Raw genomic sequence first — 19750 nt, 5'->3', positions numbered from 1 at the left:
TTACTGCTTGCGCTTGGCAGGAATCTTGGGGTCAGCGCAGTATCTCCAGCAGTTGTTCTACTCCCGCCAGCGATAAATGCGGCTGCTGGCCGGGCGCCAGTTTTTCAATTTCGGATATGGACGCCAGGCCGCTGTGGACGGCGATGGAAAGCGCGCCTTCTTGCAAAGCCATGGCATGTTCAAGCGTAAGGTCGTCGCCCACTATCGCGATTTGCGCAGCGTCCATGTTCAATAAGGAGCGGGCAAGCTCGAAGGCATGAGGCGATGGCTTGCCCACGATCGACACCGGAGCGTTGGTGACGCTTTGCACCGCGGCGGTGATGGCATGCGAAATGCCGATCGAACGGCCTTCTTTGGTAGCCAGAAATGGCGCGGTGGACACGGTGTAAAGCTTGGCTCCGCCCCAGACGGCCTGGGCGGCCGCTTCTATGTCGGCAAGGCGGAACTCGGGATACCAGCCGATGAACACCGCGTCGACATCGTTGGCTTTTTCGGGGGACACCACGACATCGAAGCCGGCGTCGGCCAGCGGCTGCCAGACGCCAGGCGTGCCCAGCACCAGGATGCGCTTGTATTTTTCTTGCTGGAACAGCGAAACGGCGACCCTTGGGGGCGTGATTGCGCGCGATGCGTCGATGTGGATCCCCGCTTGCCCCAACGCCGCGGACAGCTGGGCAGGCGTCTTGGTGGAACCGTTGGTGAAAGCAACGAATGGAATATTGCGTTGGGTCAGAAGGTCGATGAGCTCGATTGCGCCGGGCAGGGCCTGGTAGCCGTTCAGCAGCCGGTCGCCAAGCGCCAGCGTGCCGTCGATATCGAAAATGAAGCCGCGAACGCCTTCGATATGGCGGGCGGTGGATGGTCGGTTCATTTTGAATCTCCGGTGGCGGGGCTGGCGCTGTGCAGTGTCATTAAGAAACCGTCTTTTTCAATGCGGGCGTGGGCAATGTCCGGGCGACGGGACAGTTCTTCCAGGAGCTTTTCGGCGGGGCTCAGGATGGGGTTGTAGCTTTGGCGGCATGGGCCCGCGGCGACCATGGCGTCCACCTGCTCGGCGGGCATGACGGCGCGCAGCAGGAATTCTTCATCGGAAAGGCCGGGGCCGAAGCGCTTGCGCAATTCATTCAATGGCGGCATGGGAGCCTGCGCCGCAAGTTCTTTTGCGCGGGGCAATTGCTCGATGCGGTCGCGGACGTCGGGGTCCATGGGGGCGGGGGGAGTGCCGAAGCGGCCTATGACATAGCGAATGACCTCGTCCGGTACGTTGGCGTAGCGGTGGGGCGCCAGCACGTTCATCACGGCCATGGTGCCCACGACCTGCGAAAACGGCGTCACCATAATCGGGTAGCCCAGCTCGCCGCGTACGCGCTCGACCTCTTCGTAGACTTCGGGCAGGCGATGTTCCTGGCGCATTTCGCGCAATTGGCGCCGCATGGTGCCTATCATGCCGCCGGGAAGCTGATGGCCGAAATAGCGCGAATCATATTCCTGGGGCACACCCACAGGAAGGCCTTCGGCGCCGGCCAGCGTGGTGAAATACTTGCTGACGCGGGCCGCGGCCTCCATGTCCAGGCCGGTGGAAACGCCTTGGCCTTGCAGGTTGCTGACCACGTTTTCCACCGCGGGCTGGCTGGTGCCGTTGCCCAGCGGCCGTGCGGCCGTGTGCAATGCGTCCACGCCCAGCGACGGCGCTTCGGCATAGGTGAACGGAGCCAGGCCGATGGTGCAATGCGAATGCAGTTCCAGCGGCTTGCCGCCGGCCGCAAGCCGCAGCTGGGGCAGTAGCGTGCGGGCCCGGTCCAGCGTAAGCAGGCCGCCCGGGTCCTTCAGGTAAATGCGATCTATAGCGGCTTCCGCGGCAAGCGTCCTGGCCATCGCCGCAAAAAACTCGTCGTCGTGAATCGGGCTGACGGTGTAAACCAAGGCGCCGACGATCTCCGATGCGCCGGCCTTTTTGATGGCCCGGCAGTTCTCGATAACAGCCGTGGCATTGTTCATGGGGTCCATTACCATGAAGCGCTCGATGCCGTTGTTTACCAGCAAGCGGTACGACAGAGCCATGAGTTCGGGATGCGCGGTTTCCCACGAAATGAAACGCATGCCGGTGGAAAGAAAGCTCAGTTGTGTTCGCGGCGTGTGCGCTTTCATCAGCCTTAGGCGTTCCCAGGGGTTTTCTTTATGGAACCGGACCGTTACCGCCATATGCGTGCTGGTACTGAAATCCAGCGCATGGTAGCCGACTTGGTCCAGCAGCGGCGCCACTTGCAGCATCATTGCTGTTCGCAGGCCCGTGGCGCCCCACAGGCTTTGATTGCCGTCCCGCAATGTGGTGTCGATAAACTGCAATGAAGAGTGCGTCATGTTGGGCTCGTTTCCTTGTGTTCGGCGTCTGCCGCGGCACTTTGCGCCAGGTAGCGTCCCAGAAAACCCGTATCTACGCCGCCAGCTGAAAATTCCGGTGTGCGCAGGATGGCCTGGTGAAGACGGATATTGGTCTTGACGCCGCCGATGCGAACTTTGGCCAGGGCGTCGAGCAGGCGTCGGCGCGCTTCATCGCGCGTGTCCGCCACCGCAATGATCTTGGCCACCATGGAATCATAGAAAGGCGGCACCATGGTTCCTGCTTCGATATAGGTGTCGATACGCAGGCCGTCCATGGCGGGAAATTGCACCTCGTTGATTCTGCCGGGACAAGGCTGGAAATCGTTTTCAACATCCTCGGCATTGATGCGGCATTCGATGGCATGGCCTTTCATGTGGATGTCTTGCTGCGACAGCCGCAATGAATTTCCCTGGGCTATGTGCAGCTGTTCGGCCACGATATCCAGGCCGGTTATCAATTCGGTTACGGGGTGTTCTACCTGAATGCGCGCGTTCATTTCAAGAAAATAGAACTGCTTGCGCTGCACGTCGATCAAGAATTCGACGGTGCCGGCGCTGCGATAGCCGATATGTTGCGCAAAACGTACCGCGGCCGCCTGCACCTCGCGGCGCATGTCGTCGGGAAAGTCCGGAGCGGGAGCTTCTTCTATCAGCTTCTGATAGCGCCGCTGGACCGAGCAGTCGCGGTCGCCAAGATGGACGACTTGCTTGCCGTCGCCCAGGATTTGGACTTCGATGTGCCGGCCCTGGGTCACGAAGCATTCGATATAGACGCGTCCATCGCCGAACGCGGCCAAAGCTTCTGCGCTGGCAAGATCGAACAGCTTGCTCAGTTCTTCGCGCGTGTTGGCGCGCTTCAGGCCGCGCCCGCCGCCTCCGCCCACCGCCTTGATAAGCACGGGGAAGCCGATTTCATCGGCCGCTTGCAAGGCTTGTCCAAGCGACTCTACCGGCCCGCCCGGAGTGATGGGCACCTTGGCCATTTGTGCGATCTCGCGCGCTTGCAGCTTGTTGCCCATTCTTTCTATCTGTTCGGCCGTGGGCCCGATGAACACCAGGCCGTTGTCTTCGCATGCACGGGCAAACTCCGAGCGTTCTGAAAGAAACCCATAGCCTGGATGTATGGCTTGCGCGCCGGTACTCAGGGCGGCTTGAACCAGCGTGCCGATTTTCAGATAACTGTCGGCGGCGCGGCCTGGGCCTATGCACACGGTGCGATCGGCCATCCTGGCCCCCATGCTGTCGCGGTCCGCGGTGGAGACCGCCAGCACGGACTCAATGTCCAGCCGCTTCAGGCTGCGGATGATGCGCAGCGCGATCTCGCCGCGGTTGGCAACCAGGACGCGCCGAATCTTCGTGGTGCCGCTGTCTGTTTGAGCTTTGTCCATGGCCGGGGTTTTCATTCAGGCTGGGCGAACGCGCAGCAGTACTTGGTCGTATTCGACCAGGTCGCCGTCTTTGGCCAGTATTTCGACGACTTCGCCCGAGATGTCCGCAGCGACCGAGTTCATAAGCTTCATGACTTCGATAATGCCGATGATGGTGTGAGACGAAACTTTGCTTCCTATCGAGACAAAAGGCGCAGCGCCCGGTTTGGGCGAACAGTAGAAGGCGCCCAGCATGGGTGCGCGGATTTCCAGCAGCGCTGCATCGGAGAGCGTTGTATTGGAAGCGGGCGGGTGCTGAGCCGGCTTGGAGGTTGGCGCGTCGTCTTGTCGATCTGGTTTCGCGGCGGGAGGCGACAGTGCTGCGCTTTCTTGCCCAGCCGCGCCGGCGGGAAGGGCGCCGTTGGCGAATCCGTGGCGCTTCAAGTCCAGCTTGATGCCGTCCGCTTCCAGGTGCAGTTCATCGAAGTGCGAAGTGTTGAGCAACTGGATGATGCGCTGGACGTCTTCATAGTTGAGGCTCATGGCTAAGATTCCAATATTCCCTTGCAGGGTTTGATGCCGCGGTTCTGATCGTTGCATTGAGTGTTGCTCAGGCGCAGCGGCAAATGCTAGTATCATTCGATTGGTTTTCATCTGGTGAAAAGCTGTGAGGATATGCGCGAATACAAAGTAAAGACGATTCGAGCGCTGGACCGGGGCCTGGAGGTCTTGGGCTATTTGCATACAGCGCGCAACGCCAGTCTGCACGACCTTTACCTGGCCACCGGCCTGCCCAAGGCAACATTGACTCGGATACTGGCCACGCTGAAAGAGCGCGGGCTGGTGTGGCAGCGGCTTGCCGATGGCGCATTCATGGCCAGCCATACCTATCAGCCGCGTCCGCCGCAAATCAACGATGAAAACTTCCTCGTCGAGGTCGCCTCCCCGATTCTTGGCCGCCTATGCCAAAAGGTGAACTGGCCTTCCATTCTTGCCGTACCGCGCCTTGACCACATGGAGGTCATCGAAACCAACAGCCCCAAGTCGTATTTTTCGCATATCCCGCTGGGGCCGGTCGGCTTTCGAATCAATATGCTGCGCTCGGCCACGGGGCGCGCCTATATTGCTTTCTGCAGCGAAGCCGAGCGCAAGGCTGTATTGCTGCGCCTGGCCGCGAGCAACGAACATGGCAATTTCATGGCGAACCAGCCCGAGCTTGTGCAGCGGATTCTGGACGACACCCGCCGCAAGGGTTATGGTGTGCGCGCAGACGACTTCGGCGGCCACTTCGACAAGACCCGCCGCGAATCGGACGACCAGCGCGACTCGATAGCCGTGCCGGTGTGGGCTGGCGACGAAGTCGTCGCCATCATCAACCTGACATGGATGCACAAGGTGGCCACAGTGCCTCAGATAGTCAAGAAACACCTGCCCCAGCTGGTACAGGCTTCCAAAGAAATCTCCGCCAGGCTGATGCGGCAGGCATAGCGTGGCTTTTCAACCGAGCTCTAGCCCGATTTGTGCCGGAAGGCTTAATCAGGGCATGATTACGGTATTGCACATAAAATTTGATCCAAAATAAGGACGGAACGACAGCATGGCTCAGGCTCGAAACAGCAAGTACGATTTTGACCTCTTTACGATTGGCGCGGGTTCGGGGGGCGTTGCGGGGTCGCGCCGCGCCGCGGCTTATGGGGCGAAGGTCGGTATCTGCGAGAACAGCCGGGTGGGCGGCACATGCGTCATCCGGGGCTGCGTTCCAAAAAAGTTGCTGGTGTATGGCGCGCAGGTTGCCGACGAAATTGCCGATGCGCGCGGCTACGGCTGGGATATTGGTCAGGCTACATTCAGCTGGCCCACTCTTATTGCCAACAAGAATCGCGAAATCGACCGTCTTAATGGCATTTATATCAAGATGCTGGCCGATGCGGGCGTCGAGCTGATTACCGGCGAAGGCCGCATGGTCGACGCCCATACCGTGGACATCGGCGGGCGCAGGGTAACCGCCGAACGCATCCTGATAGCGACCGGGGGCCATCCTGTCATGCCCGATACACCGGGCATCGAGCATGCCATTACGTCCAACGAGGCCCTGGAGCTTGCCGAGCTGCCCAAGCGTGTCGTAGTGGTAGGCGCCGGTTATATTGCGGTGGAATTTGCCGGTATTTTCCTGACGCTGGGCGCCGAGGTTACCCTGGTATTGCGCGGCGACATACCGCTTAGGGGGTTCGACATGGACGTGCGCCAGCATTTGGCGCAGGAACTGACCGAGCGCGGCATGCGCATCCTTAACGGTACGCTGGTTGAAAGCATAGCGAAGGCCGCCGGCGGCCTGCATGTCACGCTTAATGACGGCCAGGTAATTTCCTGCGATCAGATCTTGTATGCCACTGGCCGTGTGCCTAATACCCGCAACCTGGGCTTGCAGGAAGTGGGCGTCAAAACCGACGATGTCGGGGCTGTGCTGGTCGACGAGTGGTCGCGTACGTCGGTAGAAAACATTTATGCGGTAGGCGACGTCACCGACAAGCATAACCTGACGCCCGTCGCGATTGCCGAAGCGCGGGCCCTGGCCGAGACCTTGTATAACGACAACCCCACAAAATTCGACCCTCACCTCATTTCGACGGCGGTGTTCAGCCAGCCTCCCGTGGCAACGGTCGGTCTGGCCGAGCATCAGGCTCGCGAAGGCGGCAAGCCGGTCGATATCTACCGAAGCATATTCCGCCCCATGCACAACACGCTAAGCGGGCGCAAGGAAAAAACCCTTATGAAGCTCGTGGTCGACCGCGAAAGCGACCGCGTGCTTGGCTGCCACATGGTCGGCCCGGACGCCGCCGAGATCATGCAAGGCCTTGCCATTGCGATGCAGTGTGGCGCCACCAAAAAGCAGTTCGACCGTACCGTGGGCATACACCCCACCGCGGCCGAAGAGTTCGTAACCATGCGGGATAAGGTGGCCGACCCCGCGTCGTAGCCATCGCGCAAAACTCGCCCCGAGCGGGCCGCTCTGGCCCAGGGATTCATTCCCTGGGGTGTATGGGTCCCATGAAAAACGACGAAGAGCCCCGGCAAGAAGGCCGGTCCTCTTCATGACGCTGGAGTCTTCAATGAATCGTCTTGTCCTTCGTGCCGCCAAGGCGGCTGCCATTCTCGCGGCATTGGCCGCGATGCCCGCCTTCGCCCATGTGACGCTCGAAACGAAGCAAGCGCCTGTCGGCAGCTACTACAAAGCCGTTTTTCGCGTACCGCACGGTTGCGCCGGGTCGCCCACCTTGAAAGTGCGGGTACGTGTTCCCGAGGGCGTCATTTCGATCAAGCCGCAGCCCAAGCCCGGCTGGACGCTTGAAACCATCAAGGGCTCGTATGCGCAACCGTATACTGTCCATGGCGCACAGATCACATCCGGCGTGAAGGAAGTCAGTTGGAGCGGCAAGCTGCTGGACGACAACTACGATGAGTTCGTATTTCAGGCCTACTTGGCCGAACCCACCTTGAAGCCGGGCCAGGTCCTTTACTTTCCGGTGGTGCAGGAGTGCGAGAAAGGGGTAGAGCGCTGGATAGAAACCGCCAGCCCCAGCGACAAGCCCGCGCCCAGCCTGAAGTTGCTGCCCAAGCCATAGCCGGCCGGATGGCCCAGCTTGGCTTTGTTCACTGACCGGACCTCATACAACGTCATGCATACCTGCCCGTCGTTGCTTGCTGAATGCCATTATGGGCGGAGCGGGTCTTGATGATTCTGGGAATTTTCGGCTTGCGGCCTTGCCGGCGTGCCGGGCTGTTCATGGGACAGGTCCTTCTTTTGTTGTCTCTGCTGGCCGTCGGGCGCGCGGCGCATGCGCATGCCGCGCTGGTCGCTGCGGCACCGGCCGACGGCATCGTGCTTGCAGCCATGCCGCCACAGGCTGTATTGACTTTTGACGAACCGGTATCGCCGCTGGTCTTTCGCCTGGTCTTGCCCAATGGTACGTCGCAAGTCCTGGGTCATGTCAGGGCAGTCGATAATAAATTGCGCATCGATTTGCCTATGCAGCGCCAGACAGGCACCTATGCGCTAAGTTGGCGCGTAATTTCGGCAGACGGCCACCCGGTGGGCGGAGCCGTTGTGTTCTCGCTGGGCGTTGCCGGCGCCGCTCCGGCCATCGAGCCCGGCAGTACGTTGATAGTGCGCCAGTCCGCTATCTGGCTGGCCAGGCTGGCTTTGTATATCGGCCTGTTCTTTGGAGTGGGCGCAGCCCTGTTCCGGGCTTGCTCGCCGCTCGGCGCAAACAGCCCGGTCTGTTGCGCGCGGATGGCGATAGGCCTTGGCCTGATTGCCATCCCGGTTTCATTGGCGCTGCAAGGGCTGGACGCCTTGAATGCGTCGTGGTCCGCCCTGGCTGGCGCGCAGGTCTGGCTTACCGCGCTGGGCACCACGTATTCGATCACACTGGCGCTGGCGCTCTTGGCCTTGCTGGCGGCGTGGGATGCGTTGCTGACCAGCGCAAGCCCGGGCCGCATTCGCCTGGGCGCCATTACGGCTGTTGTACTGCTGGGGGCGGCCTTTGCCGCCAGCGGCCATGCCAGCGTGGCTCCGCCGCAGTGGCTGGCCCGCCCCGCCGTGTGGCTGCATGTCGTTGCCGTGACGGCATGGCTGGGAGCGCTTATTCCTTTGCTTGGCCTGGTCCGCAACAACGGCGTCCAACTGCTGCCTGCGTTGACTCGGTTCTCGTATCATATTCGCTGGGTGGTGGCTGTATTGCTGGCCAGCGGGCTGCTGCTGGCCGTCTTGCAGCTTGATCATGTGACAGCGTTGTGGCGCACCGCGTATGGGCAGATACTATTGTGCAAGCTGGCGCTGGTGGCCGCTTTGTTCTTGTTGGCTGCCTGGAACCGTTATCGCCTGACTGCTGCGGTGCTTGAAGGCAAAGAGGCGGCACGTCGGGCGTTGGGCCGCATTATCACGGCCGAGATTGTCCTGGCTTTGTGCGTGCTGGGCGTAGTCGCGCTGTGGCGTTTTACGCCGCCTGCGCGCGTCATGTCCGCTGGCGCGCCGGTGGTGGTTTCCGCCCATCTTCATGGTGCGTCGGCCATGGTCCAGGCCGTGTATGCGCAAGCCGCCGGATCCGGCCAGGCGGGAACATTGCAATTGACACTTACCGATGCGCAGTCGGCCCCCTTGCTGCCCATTGCCGTCGATGTGTCTTTCTTGAATGCTTCAAGCGGCATGGAGCCCTTGCTGCGCCGGGCGACTCAGGTCGGGCCGGGCCATTGGGAAGTGCGCTCGCTGCGCTTGCCCAAGCTGCAGCACTGGACTTTGCGGCTGGACATATTCATTTCCGATTTCGACCGGATTCAACTGGAAGGGCAACTGGCGCTTCCTTAGGGTGGAAATCCGCGGGATTTGAGGATTATGATTATCGAACCCGGGGAATGTGATGGCGCCCCGGTTCGATTCATATCGTCTGGACGAACCCATGGAAAAGGACAACGAATGACTTACGAACTTTGGTACTGGAATGGCATCCCTGGTCGGGGCGAGTTTGTTCGGCTGGCGCTTGAAGCGGCGAAGACACCTTATAGGGATTGCACACGTGAACCCGGTGCGGGCCAAGAGCGGCTGCTTGAAGACATGAACCGCGTGCGCGAATACCCGCCGTTTGCGCCGCCTTACCTGGTGGTGGACCGCATGGTCATTTCCCAAACAGCCAACATCTTGCTGTTTCTGGGCGAAAAGCACAGCCTTGCTCCGGCCGATACCGCCGGCCGCTTGTGGGTGAACCAAATTCAGCTGACCATCGCCGACATGGTGGTTGAAGCGCACGACGTTCATCACCCCATTGCGTCCAGCCTGCACTACGAAGAGCAAAAGGCCGAATCCCTGCGTCGCGCGCAAGTCTTTCGCGAGACCCGTATTCCCAAGTTCCTGCATTATTTTGAACGCGTGCTGATCCCGCATGAAGGCTGGCTTACCGCCGGCACACACTGGTCTTATGCGGATTTGTCTTTGTTCCAATTGGTGGACGGCCTGCTGCATGCCTTCCCCAAGCGCATGGCCGCAGTGATTTCCGACTATCCATGCCTGTCGGGCTTGCACAAGCGGGTAGGGGCCTTGCCCGAGCTGCAAGACTATTTCGCCAGTCCCCGCCGCCTGCCATTCGGCGATGGCATGTTCCGCTATTATCCTGAGCTGGACGGCGAGTAGGCGGCAGGTCACTGCTTGGAATGCGGTAATGAGGTTAAGGCGCCGCGGTGGTTGGTTCACAGGCTTCTTCCAGTCATGTAAGCCTCGCGGCGCTTGTCCCCCGCGCTCCATGCGGGCGTAGGTTTTTGTGGCTTGCCCTGACAAAACCTCACAATACCCCTGGAGCTGCTTTGTTACTCTGGTTTTTCAATCACCTCTGGGAGCAGCATTATGATTTCGAAGAAATTCCTGTGTGCGTTGATGATCTTGGGTTGCGGCGGTCTTGTCGCATGTTCCACGCCTACCGAAATTACCACCCGGGACGGCCAGAAGATCATGACGGCGGACAAACCCGAAATCAATCGGCAGGATGGCTTTATCACGTACGATAAAGACGGCCGGAAAGTCAAGATGAACTCGTCCGACGTCCAGAGCATCGAAGAGGTCAAGTAAAAAGAAAGAGCCCAGCGGCTGCTTCGCATTGCAGGCAGTCGCTGTTCGCATAGCATGCCGCCGGCTGGTTTTGAAACCGCAAAACGTTTATGCGCGGGCGGCATTGCGCTTGCGGGGCGGATGGTAGATAACCAGCATTTCAAGAGAGTCCGTGCCGGTGTTTCGAAAAGAGTGCGACTGACCTGCCGCGATCGGGCTTACCGAGCCGGCGCGTACTTGCGTGACCTCGCCTTCGACCGTTACCTCGCCGCTGCCGGACAACACGTAAAACACATGGGCCCAGGGCTCTACATGTGCCGGCGAAGAGCCTCCCGCGCCTACGGTCGTCAGTTCAATGCTGTAGGCGTCGTTGGTGAATTCAGGCGGCACAACTGTTTTATAGCCGGCTTGGCGGATGAACAAGCCGGTGAGCGGAGTCCATTCAACATCGTCGACATGCCAGGTTATGGGCGCCGCCTTCTGCGCGGCCGGATGGGCGTCTTGCTTGGTGGGTGCGTTCATCTTTCATCTCTCTAGTGTAAAAACGGTTTATGGCGCTGCTGCGCCGGCAGGCTTGTGGCCGGCGGCCGGCTACAGCCTGCCTTCCAGCCACTTTATAATGCGCAGAACCGGCTATCAATATTGATTAAAATAATCAACACACATGGGTATTTGCAAGATTGCTGGGAATGTCGCCGGGCGGCGCCTTGGCGCTGTGGACATTAAGCAGATCCGCGGGATGGATTGCACATGCGCTGGAGCAACGCACGCAGGGATTCATGCTTCGTCCGCGAGCCCGTTTTGTCGGCGCAGAGCCCATTGATGCATGAAAGTATGTGCATTACAGCGTTGCGCTTGGTGGCCAGGCCTTTATGGCAAAGCTGCCGCGGCAGCGCGCTTTGGGTTCTATGCGCAGGCCTCCAGCGCTTTGGAAATCTGCCGCCGTGTTTCGTCGACTAAATAGTCCAGAAAGATATTGGTGCGCTGGGGAATGAACTTTCGGCTGGGCAGGGCGGCATACATGGCCAGGCGCCCCGTAATCCACGGAGCCAGCACGCGCACCAGGCGCCCTTCAGTCAGGTAAGGCGCTACGACGTCCAGCGACACCGAGGTAATTCCCCCCCCGTCCAGCGCGGCTTGCAGCAAGGTATCGGTGTGGTTGGCCAGCAGAACAGGCGTGATCTCCACTTCGGCCATCTTCTTGGGTTTGTCGGTGCGCCACATATTCCAATAACGGGGATGAGCCGTGGGCGTTTTCAGCTTAAGGCAGTCGTGCCGCGCCAAGTCGGCCGGCACTTGCGGCGCACCGCGCCGACTTAAGTAGTCGGGCGAGGCGGCCAGGATGGTCTCCGCTTCCACAATCTTGCGTGCCACGACGTCGGCATTGAAGCCGGCATCGGCGCCCAGCAGCGTGATGTCGAAATCTTCGATGGGAGGTTCTTTGGCTGTTTCGACCTCGATATCCAGCAGGATTTTGGGGTAGGACTGATGGAATTTTCCCAGCAGCGGGCCAATCACGTGGCTGGCCAAAACAGGCGGCGCATGCACGCGTAGCACGCCCGCCAATTCCTGGGTCTGCGAACTAGTGACGGCTTCGGCCTCGTCGATGTCTTGCAGGATATTGCGCACACGCTGCAGGTAAGTACGGCCCGCGTCGGTCAAAGCCAGCCGCCGCGTGGTCCGTTGCAGCAGCCGGGTGCCCAGGTGTTCTTCCAGGTCGGCGACCAGACGGGTTACGACGGGCGCCGATATATCGAGGGCGCGCGCCGCGGCCGCAAAGCCGCCCTCATCGACGACACGTTCAAAAGCGCGCATTGAAAGTAATCGGTCCATTAGGTGCCTTTGGAAACGTATTGCAGCCCTGGCTTCGGCTGAAAGCTTTTACTGCGTGGCTTCAAGCCGCTGCCTACCAGCCGGGGCCAGGGAATTGGTATTGTTTCTATTTTAGAAACACTATATGGATTATTTTGATATTTATCAACTCCATAAGAAATTATATAGTTCATCCCATATTCTCTCTTTCAGGAGCTTCAGATGATCAAGATTCGCAAATCAGCAGACCGGGGCCGCGCCGACCATGGCTGGCTGCGCAGCCACCACACGTTTTCGTTCGGAAGCTATTTCGACATTGCGCACCAGGGCCACGGCAATTTGCTGGTGATCAACGATGACACCATCGCGCCCAGCAAAGGCTTCGGTACCCACGGCCACCGCGATATGGAAATTATCAGCTATGTGCTGGAGGGCGAACTGGCTCACAAAGACAGCATGGGCAACGGCACGGCCGAATCGGCCAACGCAGGCGTGGTGCGCCCCGGAGATGTGCAGCGCATGAGCGCGGGCACCGGCGTGCAGCACAGCGAATTCAACAACCTGGCTGATCGCAACACGCATTTTTTGCAAATATGGATCAAACCTAAGTTGACCGGCATCAGGCCAGGATACGAGCAAAAGCATTTCACCGCGGAACAGAAGCGGGGCCGCCTGGTTCTGGTAGCGTCCGCCACCGGAGCCGACGGGTCCGTCGGCATGAACGCCGACGCGGCGATCGAAGCCGGCCTGTTCGACGGCGCTGAGTCGTATTCCAAGACGCTGGACACCGCGCGGCAGACCTATGTGCATCTGGCTCGCGGCGAATTGACCGTGAACGGATTACCGCTTTCAGGCGGTGACGGCGCGTTGCTGGACGGCGAGGCCGAATTGACGCTGAGCGGCGGCCGTGACGCCGAAGTGCTGGTCTTCGACATTACGCGCGACTGATTTTTTTATAACCCCGTTTTAAATACCACCACTCTTTTTAGGAAACAAAGCAATGACCGACTCTTACAAATCCACGCTGTCCCTGATAGGCCGCATTTTGCTGGCTCTGATGTTCATTACTTCGGGCTTCGGCAAGCTGGCCGATCTTCAGGGCACCGCCGCCTACGTGGCCAGCGGCGGCCTGCCGTTCCCTATAGCGTTGGCCTTGCTGGCCGGGCTGCTGGAACTGTTCGGCGGCATCGCGTTGGTTATTGGCTTCAGGGTAAGGCTTGCCGGCGTCCTGCTTGGCTTGTTCACCCTTGTCGCCAGCGTGGCCTTCCATGCCTATTGGGCGGCTCCTGCGGACCAGCAGTTTGTGACTCAACTGCTTTTCATGAAGAACCTCTCGGTTGCCGGCGGCCTGTTCCTGATCTCGGCACTGGGTGCGGGCCCCTTGAGCCTGGACGCGGCAAGGCTTAAACGCTAACACGTGAGTTTGCGGGGCTTCATACGATAGAATCATCGTATTGGACCACCGAACTTGATCGGGCAATCGCACGGGGCCAGCCGCGCCTTTGCCCGATTCGGCCGTTACTATGGCAAACGTAAAGAACCACGTATGAATAACACCCCACGCAGTTTTCGCATTGGCGCCGTTACGGTAACGGTTTTGGTCGAGTCCTCCGGCCCCTTATTGCATCCGGCCGAACTTTACCCCGACTCCACGCCAGAGATAATCGCAGCCCAAGGCAATTGGCTGAGGCCGCATCTGTACGACGCAGCAAGCGACCGGCTAGTGCTGGCGATGCAAAGCTTTCTGTTGCACAGCGGCGGCAAGACCATTCTGGTGGACACCTGCGTTGGCGACTGCAAGCGGCGCGTGCGCAGCGACTTCGACCGTGCCGAATGGGGCTGGCTGTCGCGGCTTCAAGAAGCGGGCGTTGCGCCCGAACAGATCGACATCGTGCTTTCAACGCACCTGCATGTCGACCATGTCGGCTGGCATACCCGCTTGGTCGACGGCAATTGGGTGCCTACTTTCCCCAATGCGCGCTACCTATTCGTAAAGCCCGAATACGCCTACTGGCGCAGCGAAGTGGGCAAGACCGCGCTGGAGCGCACCGGCGACTACATCGAAGACAGCGTGCAGCCCGTGTTCGACGCCGGCCTGGCCGACTTGGTCGAGCCCGACCACCGCATTGACGCCAGTCTGCGCCTGGTGCCCACGCCGGGCCATACGCCCGGGCATGCCTGTGTTGAAATCAACAGCGAAGGGCAGGGCGCCATGATTACCGGCGACTTGCTTCATCACCCGCTGCAGTGCTGCTTCCCGCAATGGAGCACGCGTTTTTGCACCGACTCGGAACAAGCTCGCGCCACGCGCCTGGCGTTCATGGCCAAGCATGCAGAGCAGGGCACTTTGCTGTTCCCGTCGCACTTTCCCGCGCCAACCGCCGGGCGCCTAAGCCGCGCCGATGCCGATGGCAACCTCAGCTACACATATAGCTTCGTGGACTTTTAGTCGTTCGGTTCGAAATCGCCGCTGCCCAACTCGGTGACGCCGTCGGTGGGCATATTCAGCGATTGGCGCACCGCGCTGGTAATCTTGTCGCGCCCACGCTCGAAAGCGTCGAGCAGTTCGCTGCCTGTTGCGCCTTGCGCGCCGAAGAATTGTTGCAACGCGTCGGCTGAAATCTCATAGCGCCGCTTCTCATCGTTGTTGTTCCAGACGAAGCGGATATACCCTTCTTCGTACTTGGCCTCGGTCATCTTGGCAAATTCGCTCATGGCAACTCCCAAACGGTTTGATGGCAGGTAGTCCTATAGTAATGCCCTAAAGGGTGCGCGAAAACCCGTCGAATGAAAGCTGCTGTTACCGGCCTGCGTTTTGGCACAAGGCTTGCTGGCTATGTTGACTTGCGCCTTGCAAAGTTCCGCGCAAGGCAACGCCAATATGGAGGTCAAATGAAGACGCCCGATCCAAAAGCTGATGCGCCCCGGCAAGGGCAGACGCCAGACCCAAACGCCGGCGCACCGCGGCCAGCGCATCAGTCCAGCGACGACGAACGCAAGCCCACCATGGACACGCCGCCTCCGGGGCAGCCACGCGCCAAGCCGTCTTTTGACAAAGGCGTTGCAGCTGCCAACAGGGACGCCGCCAGCGGCCAGCGTCCCGGCCAAGGCGATTCCGCCGCCGTACACGCCGAAGGAACAGCCGACACTTCCGAAGCTGAGCGCGTCAAGCACCAGAAACCTGTAGACGATGCGGGTTCGACCGGTTAAAGGCATTCTTGCCAATTTCTGCCAAAACACCTAAGCTATCGTCATGGGAACCATGAACATCTCTTTACCGGACAGCTTGAAAGCGTATGTGGACGATCAGATCGCCCAGCGTGGTTTTGGCACGCATAGCGAATATGTTCGGGAACTGATCCGCAAAGATCAGGATCGAAGTCAATTGCGCAATCTTTTGCTGGAAGGCGCGGCGTCGCCTCTTGGCGAGCCCGTACGCACGGCGTATTTCGACGAACTGCGTGACCGTGTGCGCCGTCATTACTCCAGAAAGTGACGCACAAGCCAGTTATTGCGCGGGCGCGGGCCATACAAGATGTGCAAGACGCACTGACCTACTATCTGGCTGAAGCATCCGAAAAAGTCGCCATGGGCTTTTTGGATGAGTTGGAACAAGCCTATGCGCATCTTTCGCGCTTTCCCGAGACGGGTTCGAGCCGCTATGCCTATGAACTGAACCTGCCCGGCTTGTGTGCATGGCCAATAAGTTCCTATCCTTATGTGGTCTTTTATATGCTGGCGGCAGATCATATTGACGTTTGGCGCGTATTGCATGCGAAACGTGATATTCCTTCGTGGCTGTCCAACGTTGGCAGCCCAAATTCATAGGCATTGCGTCCAGGATCTGCATGTTTATGCTGCCCAGGTCACACGGGGCACAATGGAAAGCCATGTGCCCCGCATACAAAACTGCAGTTCTGCGTTTTATTTACTGACTAGAGGCTCGGGCACCCGGCTGGCCCGGCCATAGCCCTTTATCACCGCGGGCGCGGTTTCTTTTGCGTAGAACACCGCTACTATGGTTGCCAGCGCAATGGCTATCATCAGCAGCGAAACCGACCACGTGCTGCCGCCCGATACGCCAACCATGGCGGCTGCGGCCACGGGAACAAGGCCTCCGCCAATCGGCGCTGCCAATTGATACCCCAGCGAAGCACCGCTATAGCGCAGGTTGGACGGGAACATCTCGCTAAGAAAGCTGGCCTGCACGCCATACATGATGCCGTGGCCCACCGACATACCGACGACGAACGCCAGAATCACCATGGACGGGTCTTTGGTTTCAATGCCCCAGAAGATCGGGAAGGCCAGCGCTATGGCCGCCAGGCATCCCAGCATATACACTGGGCGGCGCCCTATGCGGTCTGAAAGCGCGCCGAAGAGCGGAATCGTGATCAGCTCCACCGCCGCGCCCAGTGCAATCGCGCCCAGCACCAGCGTTCGCGGCAGCCCCAGGTTGGTCACCGCATAACTCAAGCCGAAAATCGTTATCACATAGATCCACGAGATCTCGGTGATCCGCGCCCCAAGCCCTATGAGCAGGTCCTTTGGGTGGCGCCGCACTGTTTCAAGAACTGGAAAACGTTCGATCTTGCCTTCACGCACGTTTTGCTTGAAGTCGGGTGTTTCGTCAATGTGCAGCCGAATATAGGTTCCAATCGCTACCAGCAGGGCACTGGCCAAGAACGGAATCCTCCAGCCCCATGCCATGAATTGTGCTTCGTTCAAGTAGGCCAAGGCAAAGAACGACACGGTGCCCAGCGCCATACCCAGCGGAAAGCCTATCTGCACGATGCTGCCATAGAAGCCGCGCCTGTTCGGGGGCGAATGCTCGATCGCCATCAGCACTGCGCCGCCCCATTCACCGCCGACGGCAATGCCTTGCACCAGCCGGCACACCACCAAAAGAATCGGCGCGGCAATCCCAATGGTTTCGTAGGTGGGAAGCAGGCCGATAAGCATGGTGGCAACGCCCATGCTGACCAGCGTAAGAATAAGCATGGACTTGCGCCCCAGCCTGTCGCCAAAGTGGCTGAGAATAATCGCCCCGAGCGGGCGCGCAAAGAATCCTACACCGATGGTACCGATGGAAAGCAGTTTGCCGACCAGCGGATCGTGGGTCGGAAAGAACAAGGTATTGAGGACCAGCGATGCCGCAGTGGCATAAATAAGAAAGTCGTACCATTCGATAGTTGTGCCAATGGCGCTGGCGGCCACGACTTTGCGCATTGAAACTGCTTGGCCAGAAGTTTGCGTTTCCGGTTGAGTAATCATCATTTGTCTCCTATGTGCTTCAGTAAAAGTCACGCTGGATTGCTGATTGCTGCTTGTTGAAACGAACTGCGGTGCCGGCGAAAAAATCAATCTGCGCTAGCCTGTACTTCTTTTCGTGTAATTCAGCCTGATGGTTGAATCCGGCGGACCTGCGGCACGGGAGTCACTGCTTGGCCTCGAAGGTTTTTGGCTGGTGCTGCGTCTGGATCTGCTTTTTGTCTTCGATGTCGTAGCCGGCGCTATTGCGAAAAATGTTGGGCTTGCGGTAGATCGCAAGAATCGTGCAACCTTCGGCGCTATGCGTCTCGTGCATCGAACCGGGAACCCGGTACACATATTCGCCCGCGCGGCAGATGCCGTCGTGATCGGAGAACGAGCCCTCGATGACGTAGCTTTGCTCTATTTCCGGATGCTTGTGAAAGGGCAGGGTGGTGCCCGGAGCCCAGCGCAGCAGGCAGGTCAGTTCCCCTGCGGCCTTGTTCTCGTACAGCACCTTGATTTCGACGCCTTCAAATTGGGACGGCTTCCATTCCATATCTTGCGGCCTGACATAGACGGAACCGCCCTGGGTGGGCTCGAGTTGGCCGGTAAGACGCTCTGAAAAATGTTCAGTGGCTTGGTCGGACATAAGAAACTCCCTAGGTGTGCAACATTGTGGATTCAGTGCATGCTGGATAAACCGCCGTTTGTGCGGATAACACAAGGCAGCGAATCTTGACCCGCATTAAGACAAATAGTAGGATTGAGTTGCCTAAAAGACAACTAAGGGATTTCACCTACCGGCCATCAGGCTATCTGGAAAAAAGGACATGCAATGCAATTGACATATCTGCTTTACCCTGGGGTGGAGCCAATAGATCTAGCCCCATTAGGTGTATTCTCCATGGGCCGAAGAATCGTCCCCGAGCTTTCTTACCGTACCGTTGCTGTGGGCAACAATGCAATAAAGTTGTCCAATGGTTTAAATTTGTTGCCTGATATGGCTCTGGAGGAAGTCGACACGGTGGATGTGCTGATGGTACCTGGCGGACCGGGTTGGAAGGATGCGGCGCAGGACGCCGACTTGATCGCCTTCATACGCAAATGGGCGCCGTCCGCCACGCTATGTTCCTTGTGCACCGGGTCGATGATTCTGGCTGCGGCGGGCGTGCTCGACGGCTTGGCGGCGACCACCAAATGCGTCGTGGTGCCGCCTGAAGAGTCGCCGCTGGAAGAGCTCGGCCGGGAATACCCGGATGTGCGCAGTACCCATGCGCTGCTGGTGGACAATGGCTCGATCATTACCGGCGGCGGGGTGTCGCTTTGCATCGACACGACGTTCTATCTGATAGCCAAGCGCTACGGCGAAGCGGCCGCGCAGGAAATTGCGCGGATCATGGAATACAAGGCGGCTTACGCCGCCAATGTGGCACGGCTGCCGATTGTTGCCGGCGACACATTGTCGGAGCTGAAGGGCCGCAAACGACAAGATCGCTGATGACGCTCAAGAATCGGCGGGAGGCGGTTTGCTAGAATAGCCCTTGCGTCTTGCGAAAGGGCCTGTTCCGGCGCCGTAGCCGGCGCATTCGAACATGAGTCGTAGCTGAAACCGCAATATGAAAAAAAATAGCGAGCCCAAAACTCGGGATGAAGAGGACGCCGGCCCCATGTCGCCTGTCGTGCTGCAGGATCTTGGTAAAAGGCTGCGCAAGCATCGCCTGGCGGCAGGCCTGACCCTGGAGAAGCTGGCCGGCCTCAGCGGCTTCAACAAAGGCTATTTGTCGCGCATCGAGAACGGCAAGAAAGTACCTCCCATTGCCACTTTGGCGCGTCTGGCGGGCCCGCTGGGCATCGAGGTGGCAAGCCTGTTGTCCGAGCCGGGCGGCCGCAAGTCCGCCTGGCGCGGCGTCAGCGTCGTCCGCCATGGCGAGAAGCGGCCCACTATTCTGGGCGGCAGCGCTTTTGGCTACGACTATTTCGCCCTGAGCAACGCCGGCACCTCGCAAGTGCTGCAGGCTTTCCTGTTTTCGTTTCCCGAGGCCATAGACAAATACGTTTTCTTCGAGCACGAGGGCGAGGAGATCCTCCATGTCTTGACCGGCCGCATCGAGTGGCAGGTGGGCATGCACAAGTACGAACTCGGTCCCGGCGACACGGTGCACTTCGACGCAAGAATGCCGCATCGCGGCCATAGTCTGTCGGGCGGCGCAACAGCCCTGGTCGTCATGTATTCGCCGACCGGCACCAATGACAGCCTGGCGTAAGCAATCGGTAAAAGGCTGTTTACGCGGTAGGTTGTCAAGAACGATTGGTCTAAAATAAGCCATTAAGGTCGACCGGC

At 59.3% G+C, this 19750-nt stretch carries 23 protein-coding genes; 14 read left to right on the top strand and 9 right to left on the bottom strand.

All coding sequences use genetic code 11. The features are described 5' to 3' along the window. Positions 1 to 31: 31 nt before the first annotated feature. The 4 genes from DFR37_RS19620 to accB are packed head-to-tail and all read right to left on the bottom strand — an operon-like array spanning position 32 to position 4292. Complete coding sequence (locus DFR37_RS19620; RefSeq protein ID WP_113934885.1) at positions 32 to 871, bottom strand: HAD-IIA family hydrolase; 840 nt, start codon at positions 869 to 871, stop codon at positions 32 to 34. Further along, positions 868 to 2361 (bottom strand): biotin carboxyl carrier protein, encoded by a 1494-nt coding sequence (locus tag DFR37_RS19615; RefSeq protein ID WP_113934884.1) that lies wholly within the window; start codon positions 2359 to 2361, stop codon positions 868 to 870. Before DFR37_RS19615 ends, DFR37_RS19620 begins: the two co-directional genes overlap by 4 nt. Next, positions 2358 to 3770 (bottom strand): acetyl-CoA carboxylase biotin carboxylase subunit, encoded by a 1413-nt coding sequence (locus tag DFR37_RS19610; RefSeq protein ID WP_113934883.1) that lies wholly within the window; start codon positions 3768 to 3770, stop codon positions 2358 to 2360. The genes DFR37_RS19615 and DFR37_RS19610 overlap by 4 nt, the downstream gene beginning before the upstream one ends. Positions 3771 to 3785: 15 nt before the next feature. After that, a complete protein-coding gene (gene accB, locus DFR37_RS19605) occupies positions 3786 to 4292 on the bottom strand; it encodes an acetyl-CoA carboxylase biotin carboxyl carrier protein (protein ID WP_170139960.1) in 507 nt (168 codons plus the stop codon). A 132-nt stretch (positions 4293 to 4424) separates the two neighbouring features. Here accB and DFR37_RS19600 point away from each other — a divergent pair, with 132 nt between their 5' ends. The 6 genes from DFR37_RS19600 (at position 4425) to DFR37_RS19575 (ending at position 10365) form a co-directional block, all read left to right on the top strand. Beyond that, the gene (locus DFR37_RS19600) at positions 4425 to 5237 is read left to right on the top strand and encodes a helix-turn-helix domain-containing protein (RefSeq protein ID WP_113934882.1); all 813 of its coding nucleotides are present in this window, start codon (positions 4425 to 4427) and stop codon (positions 5235 to 5237) included. 109 nt (positions 5238 to 5346) lie between these two features. After that, positions 5347 to 6726 carry a glutathione-disulfide reductase gene (gor, locus tag DFR37_RS19595; RefSeq protein WP_113934881.1) on the top strand — a complete coding sequence of 460 codons (1380 nt, stop codon included), beginning with the start codon at positions 5347 to 5349 and terminating at the stop codon, positions 6724 to 6726. A 133-nt stretch (positions 6727 to 6859) separates the two neighbouring features. Continuing rightward, positions 6860 to 7372, top strand: coding sequence for a YcnI family copper-binding membrane protein (locus DFR37_RS19590; protein ID WP_242341914.1), 513 nt, complete (start codon positions 6860 to 6862; stop codon positions 7370 to 7372). Between the two features lie 110 nt (positions 7373 to 7482). After that, a complete protein-coding gene (locus DFR37_RS19585; protein WP_242341920.1) occupies positions 7483 to 9114 on the top strand; it encodes a copper resistance CopC/CopD family protein in 1632 nt (543 codons plus the stop codon). Between the two features lie 108 nt (positions 9115 to 9222). Beyond that, on the top strand, positions 9223 to 9933 hold the full coding sequence (locus DFR37_RS19580) for a glutathione S-transferase (RefSeq protein ID WP_113934878.1): 711 nt from the start codon (positions 9223 to 9225) through the stop codon (positions 9931 to 9933). A gap of 210 nt (positions 9934 to 10143) precedes the next feature. Then, on the top strand, positions 10144 to 10365 hold the full coding sequence (locus tag DFR37_RS19575; RefSeq protein WP_113934877.1) for a YgdI/YgdR family lipoprotein: 222 nt from the start codon (positions 10144 to 10146) through the stop codon (positions 10363 to 10365). 87 nt (positions 10366 to 10452) lie between these two features. Here the strand turns inward: DFR37_RS19575 and DFR37_RS19570 are convergent, their stop codons facing one another. Both DFR37_RS19570 and DFR37_RS19560 read right to left on the bottom strand, forming a co-directional pair. Beyond that, complete coding sequence (locus tag DFR37_RS19570) at positions 10453 to 10866, bottom strand: cupin domain-containing protein (RefSeq protein WP_113934876.1); 414 nt, start codon at positions 10864 to 10866, stop codon at positions 10453 to 10455. Between the two features lie 384 nt (positions 10867 to 11250). Beyond that, positions 11251 to 12159: a LysR family transcriptional regulator gene (locus DFR37_RS19560; protein WP_346724972.1), complete on the bottom strand. Its 909-nt coding sequence runs from the start codon at positions 12157 to 12159 to the stop codon at positions 11251 to 11253. Positions 12160 to 12378: 219 nt separating this feature from the next. On the opposite strand from DFR37_RS19560, the gene DFR37_RS19555 reads away from it, so the two are divergent. The 3 genes from DFR37_RS19555 to DFR37_RS19545 all read left to right on the top strand — a co-directional run bounded on the left by DFR37_RS19555 (position 12379) and on the right by DFR37_RS19545 (position 14605). After that, positions 12379 to 13104 (top strand): pirin family protein, encoded by a 726-nt coding sequence (locus tag DFR37_RS19555; protein ID WP_113934873.1) that lies wholly within the window; start codon positions 12379 to 12381, stop codon positions 13102 to 13104. Positions 13105 to 13156: 52 nt separating this feature from the next. Further along, positions 13157 to 13570 (top strand): DoxX family protein, encoded by a 414-nt coding sequence (locus DFR37_RS19550; RefSeq protein WP_113934872.1) that lies wholly within the window; start codon positions 13157 to 13159, stop codon positions 13568 to 13570. A 132-nt stretch (positions 13571 to 13702) separates the two neighbouring features. Continuing rightward, positions 13703 to 14605, top strand: coding sequence for an MBL fold metallo-hydrolase (locus DFR37_RS19545; RefSeq protein WP_113934871.1), 903 nt, complete (start codon positions 13703 to 13705; stop codon positions 14603 to 14605). On the opposite strand, the gene DFR37_RS19540 is transcribed toward DFR37_RS19545, so the two are convergent. Further along, positions 14602 to 14871 (bottom strand): DUF1488 family protein, encoded by a 270-nt coding sequence (locus DFR37_RS19540; RefSeq protein WP_113934870.1) that lies wholly within the window; start codon positions 14869 to 14871, stop codon positions 14602 to 14604. The genes DFR37_RS19545 and DFR37_RS19540 overlap by 4 nt on opposite strands. A gap of 177 nt (positions 14872 to 15048) precedes the next feature. Here DFR37_RS19540 and DFR37_RS19535 point away from each other — a divergent pair, with 177 nt between their 5' ends. From DFR37_RS19535 to DFR37_RS19525, 3 genes are read left to right on the top strand one after another with little or no spacing between them, the layout of a single operon-like run. Beyond that, complete coding sequence (locus DFR37_RS19535) at positions 15049 to 15366, top strand: hypothetical protein (RefSeq protein ID WP_113934869.1); 318 nt, start codon at positions 15049 to 15051, stop codon at positions 15364 to 15366. 43 nt (positions 15367 to 15409) lie between these two features. Next, positions 15410 to 15652, top strand: coding sequence for a ribbon-helix-helix domain-containing protein (locus DFR37_RS19530; RefSeq protein WP_113934868.1), 243 nt, complete (start codon positions 15410 to 15412; stop codon positions 15650 to 15652). Next, positions 15649 to 15984, top strand: coding sequence for a type II toxin-antitoxin system RelE/ParE family toxin (locus tag DFR37_RS19525; protein ID WP_113934867.1), 336 nt, complete (start codon positions 15649 to 15651; stop codon positions 15982 to 15984). The genes DFR37_RS19530 and DFR37_RS19525 overlap by 4 nt, the downstream gene beginning before the upstream one ends. A gap of 96 nt (positions 15985 to 16080) precedes the next feature. Here the strand turns inward: DFR37_RS19525 and DFR37_RS19520 are convergent, their stop codons facing one another. After that, positions 16081 to 17385: an MFS transporter gene (locus tag DFR37_RS19520; RefSeq protein ID WP_244960420.1), complete on the bottom strand. Its 1305-nt coding sequence runs from the start codon at positions 17383 to 17385 to the stop codon at positions 16081 to 16083. Positions 17386 to 17593: 208 nt separating this feature from the next. Then, on the bottom strand, positions 17594 to 18058 hold the full coding sequence (locus tag DFR37_RS19515) for a cupin domain-containing protein (RefSeq protein WP_113934865.1): 465 nt from the start codon (positions 18056 to 18058) through the stop codon (positions 17594 to 17596). 255 nt (positions 18059 to 18313) lie between these two features. Between DFR37_RS19515 and DFR37_RS19510 the strand changes: the two genes are divergently transcribed. Both DFR37_RS19510 and DFR37_RS19505 read left to right on the top strand, forming a co-directional pair. Then, positions 18314 to 18907 carry a DJ-1/PfpI family protein gene (locus tag DFR37_RS19510; protein ID WP_242341916.1) on the top strand — a complete coding sequence of 198 codons (594 nt, stop codon included), beginning with the start codon at positions 18314 to 18316 and terminating at the stop codon, positions 18905 to 18907. Between the two features lie 118 nt (positions 18908 to 19025). Further along, a complete protein-coding gene (locus DFR37_RS19505; RefSeq protein WP_113934863.1) occupies positions 19026 to 19673 on the top strand; it encodes a helix-turn-helix domain-containing protein in 648 nt (215 codons plus the stop codon). Positions 19674 to 19750: the final 77 nt, after the last annotated feature.

It is taken from the genome of Eoetvoesiella caeni, assembly GCF_003315175.1.
GTDB lineage: Bacteria > Pseudomonadota > Gammaproteobacteria > Burkholderiales > Burkholderiaceae_B > Eoetvoesia > Eoetvoesia caeni.
Note: the sequence above shows the minus strand (reverse complement) of the source record. Positions and strands in the feature narration are given on the sequence as shown.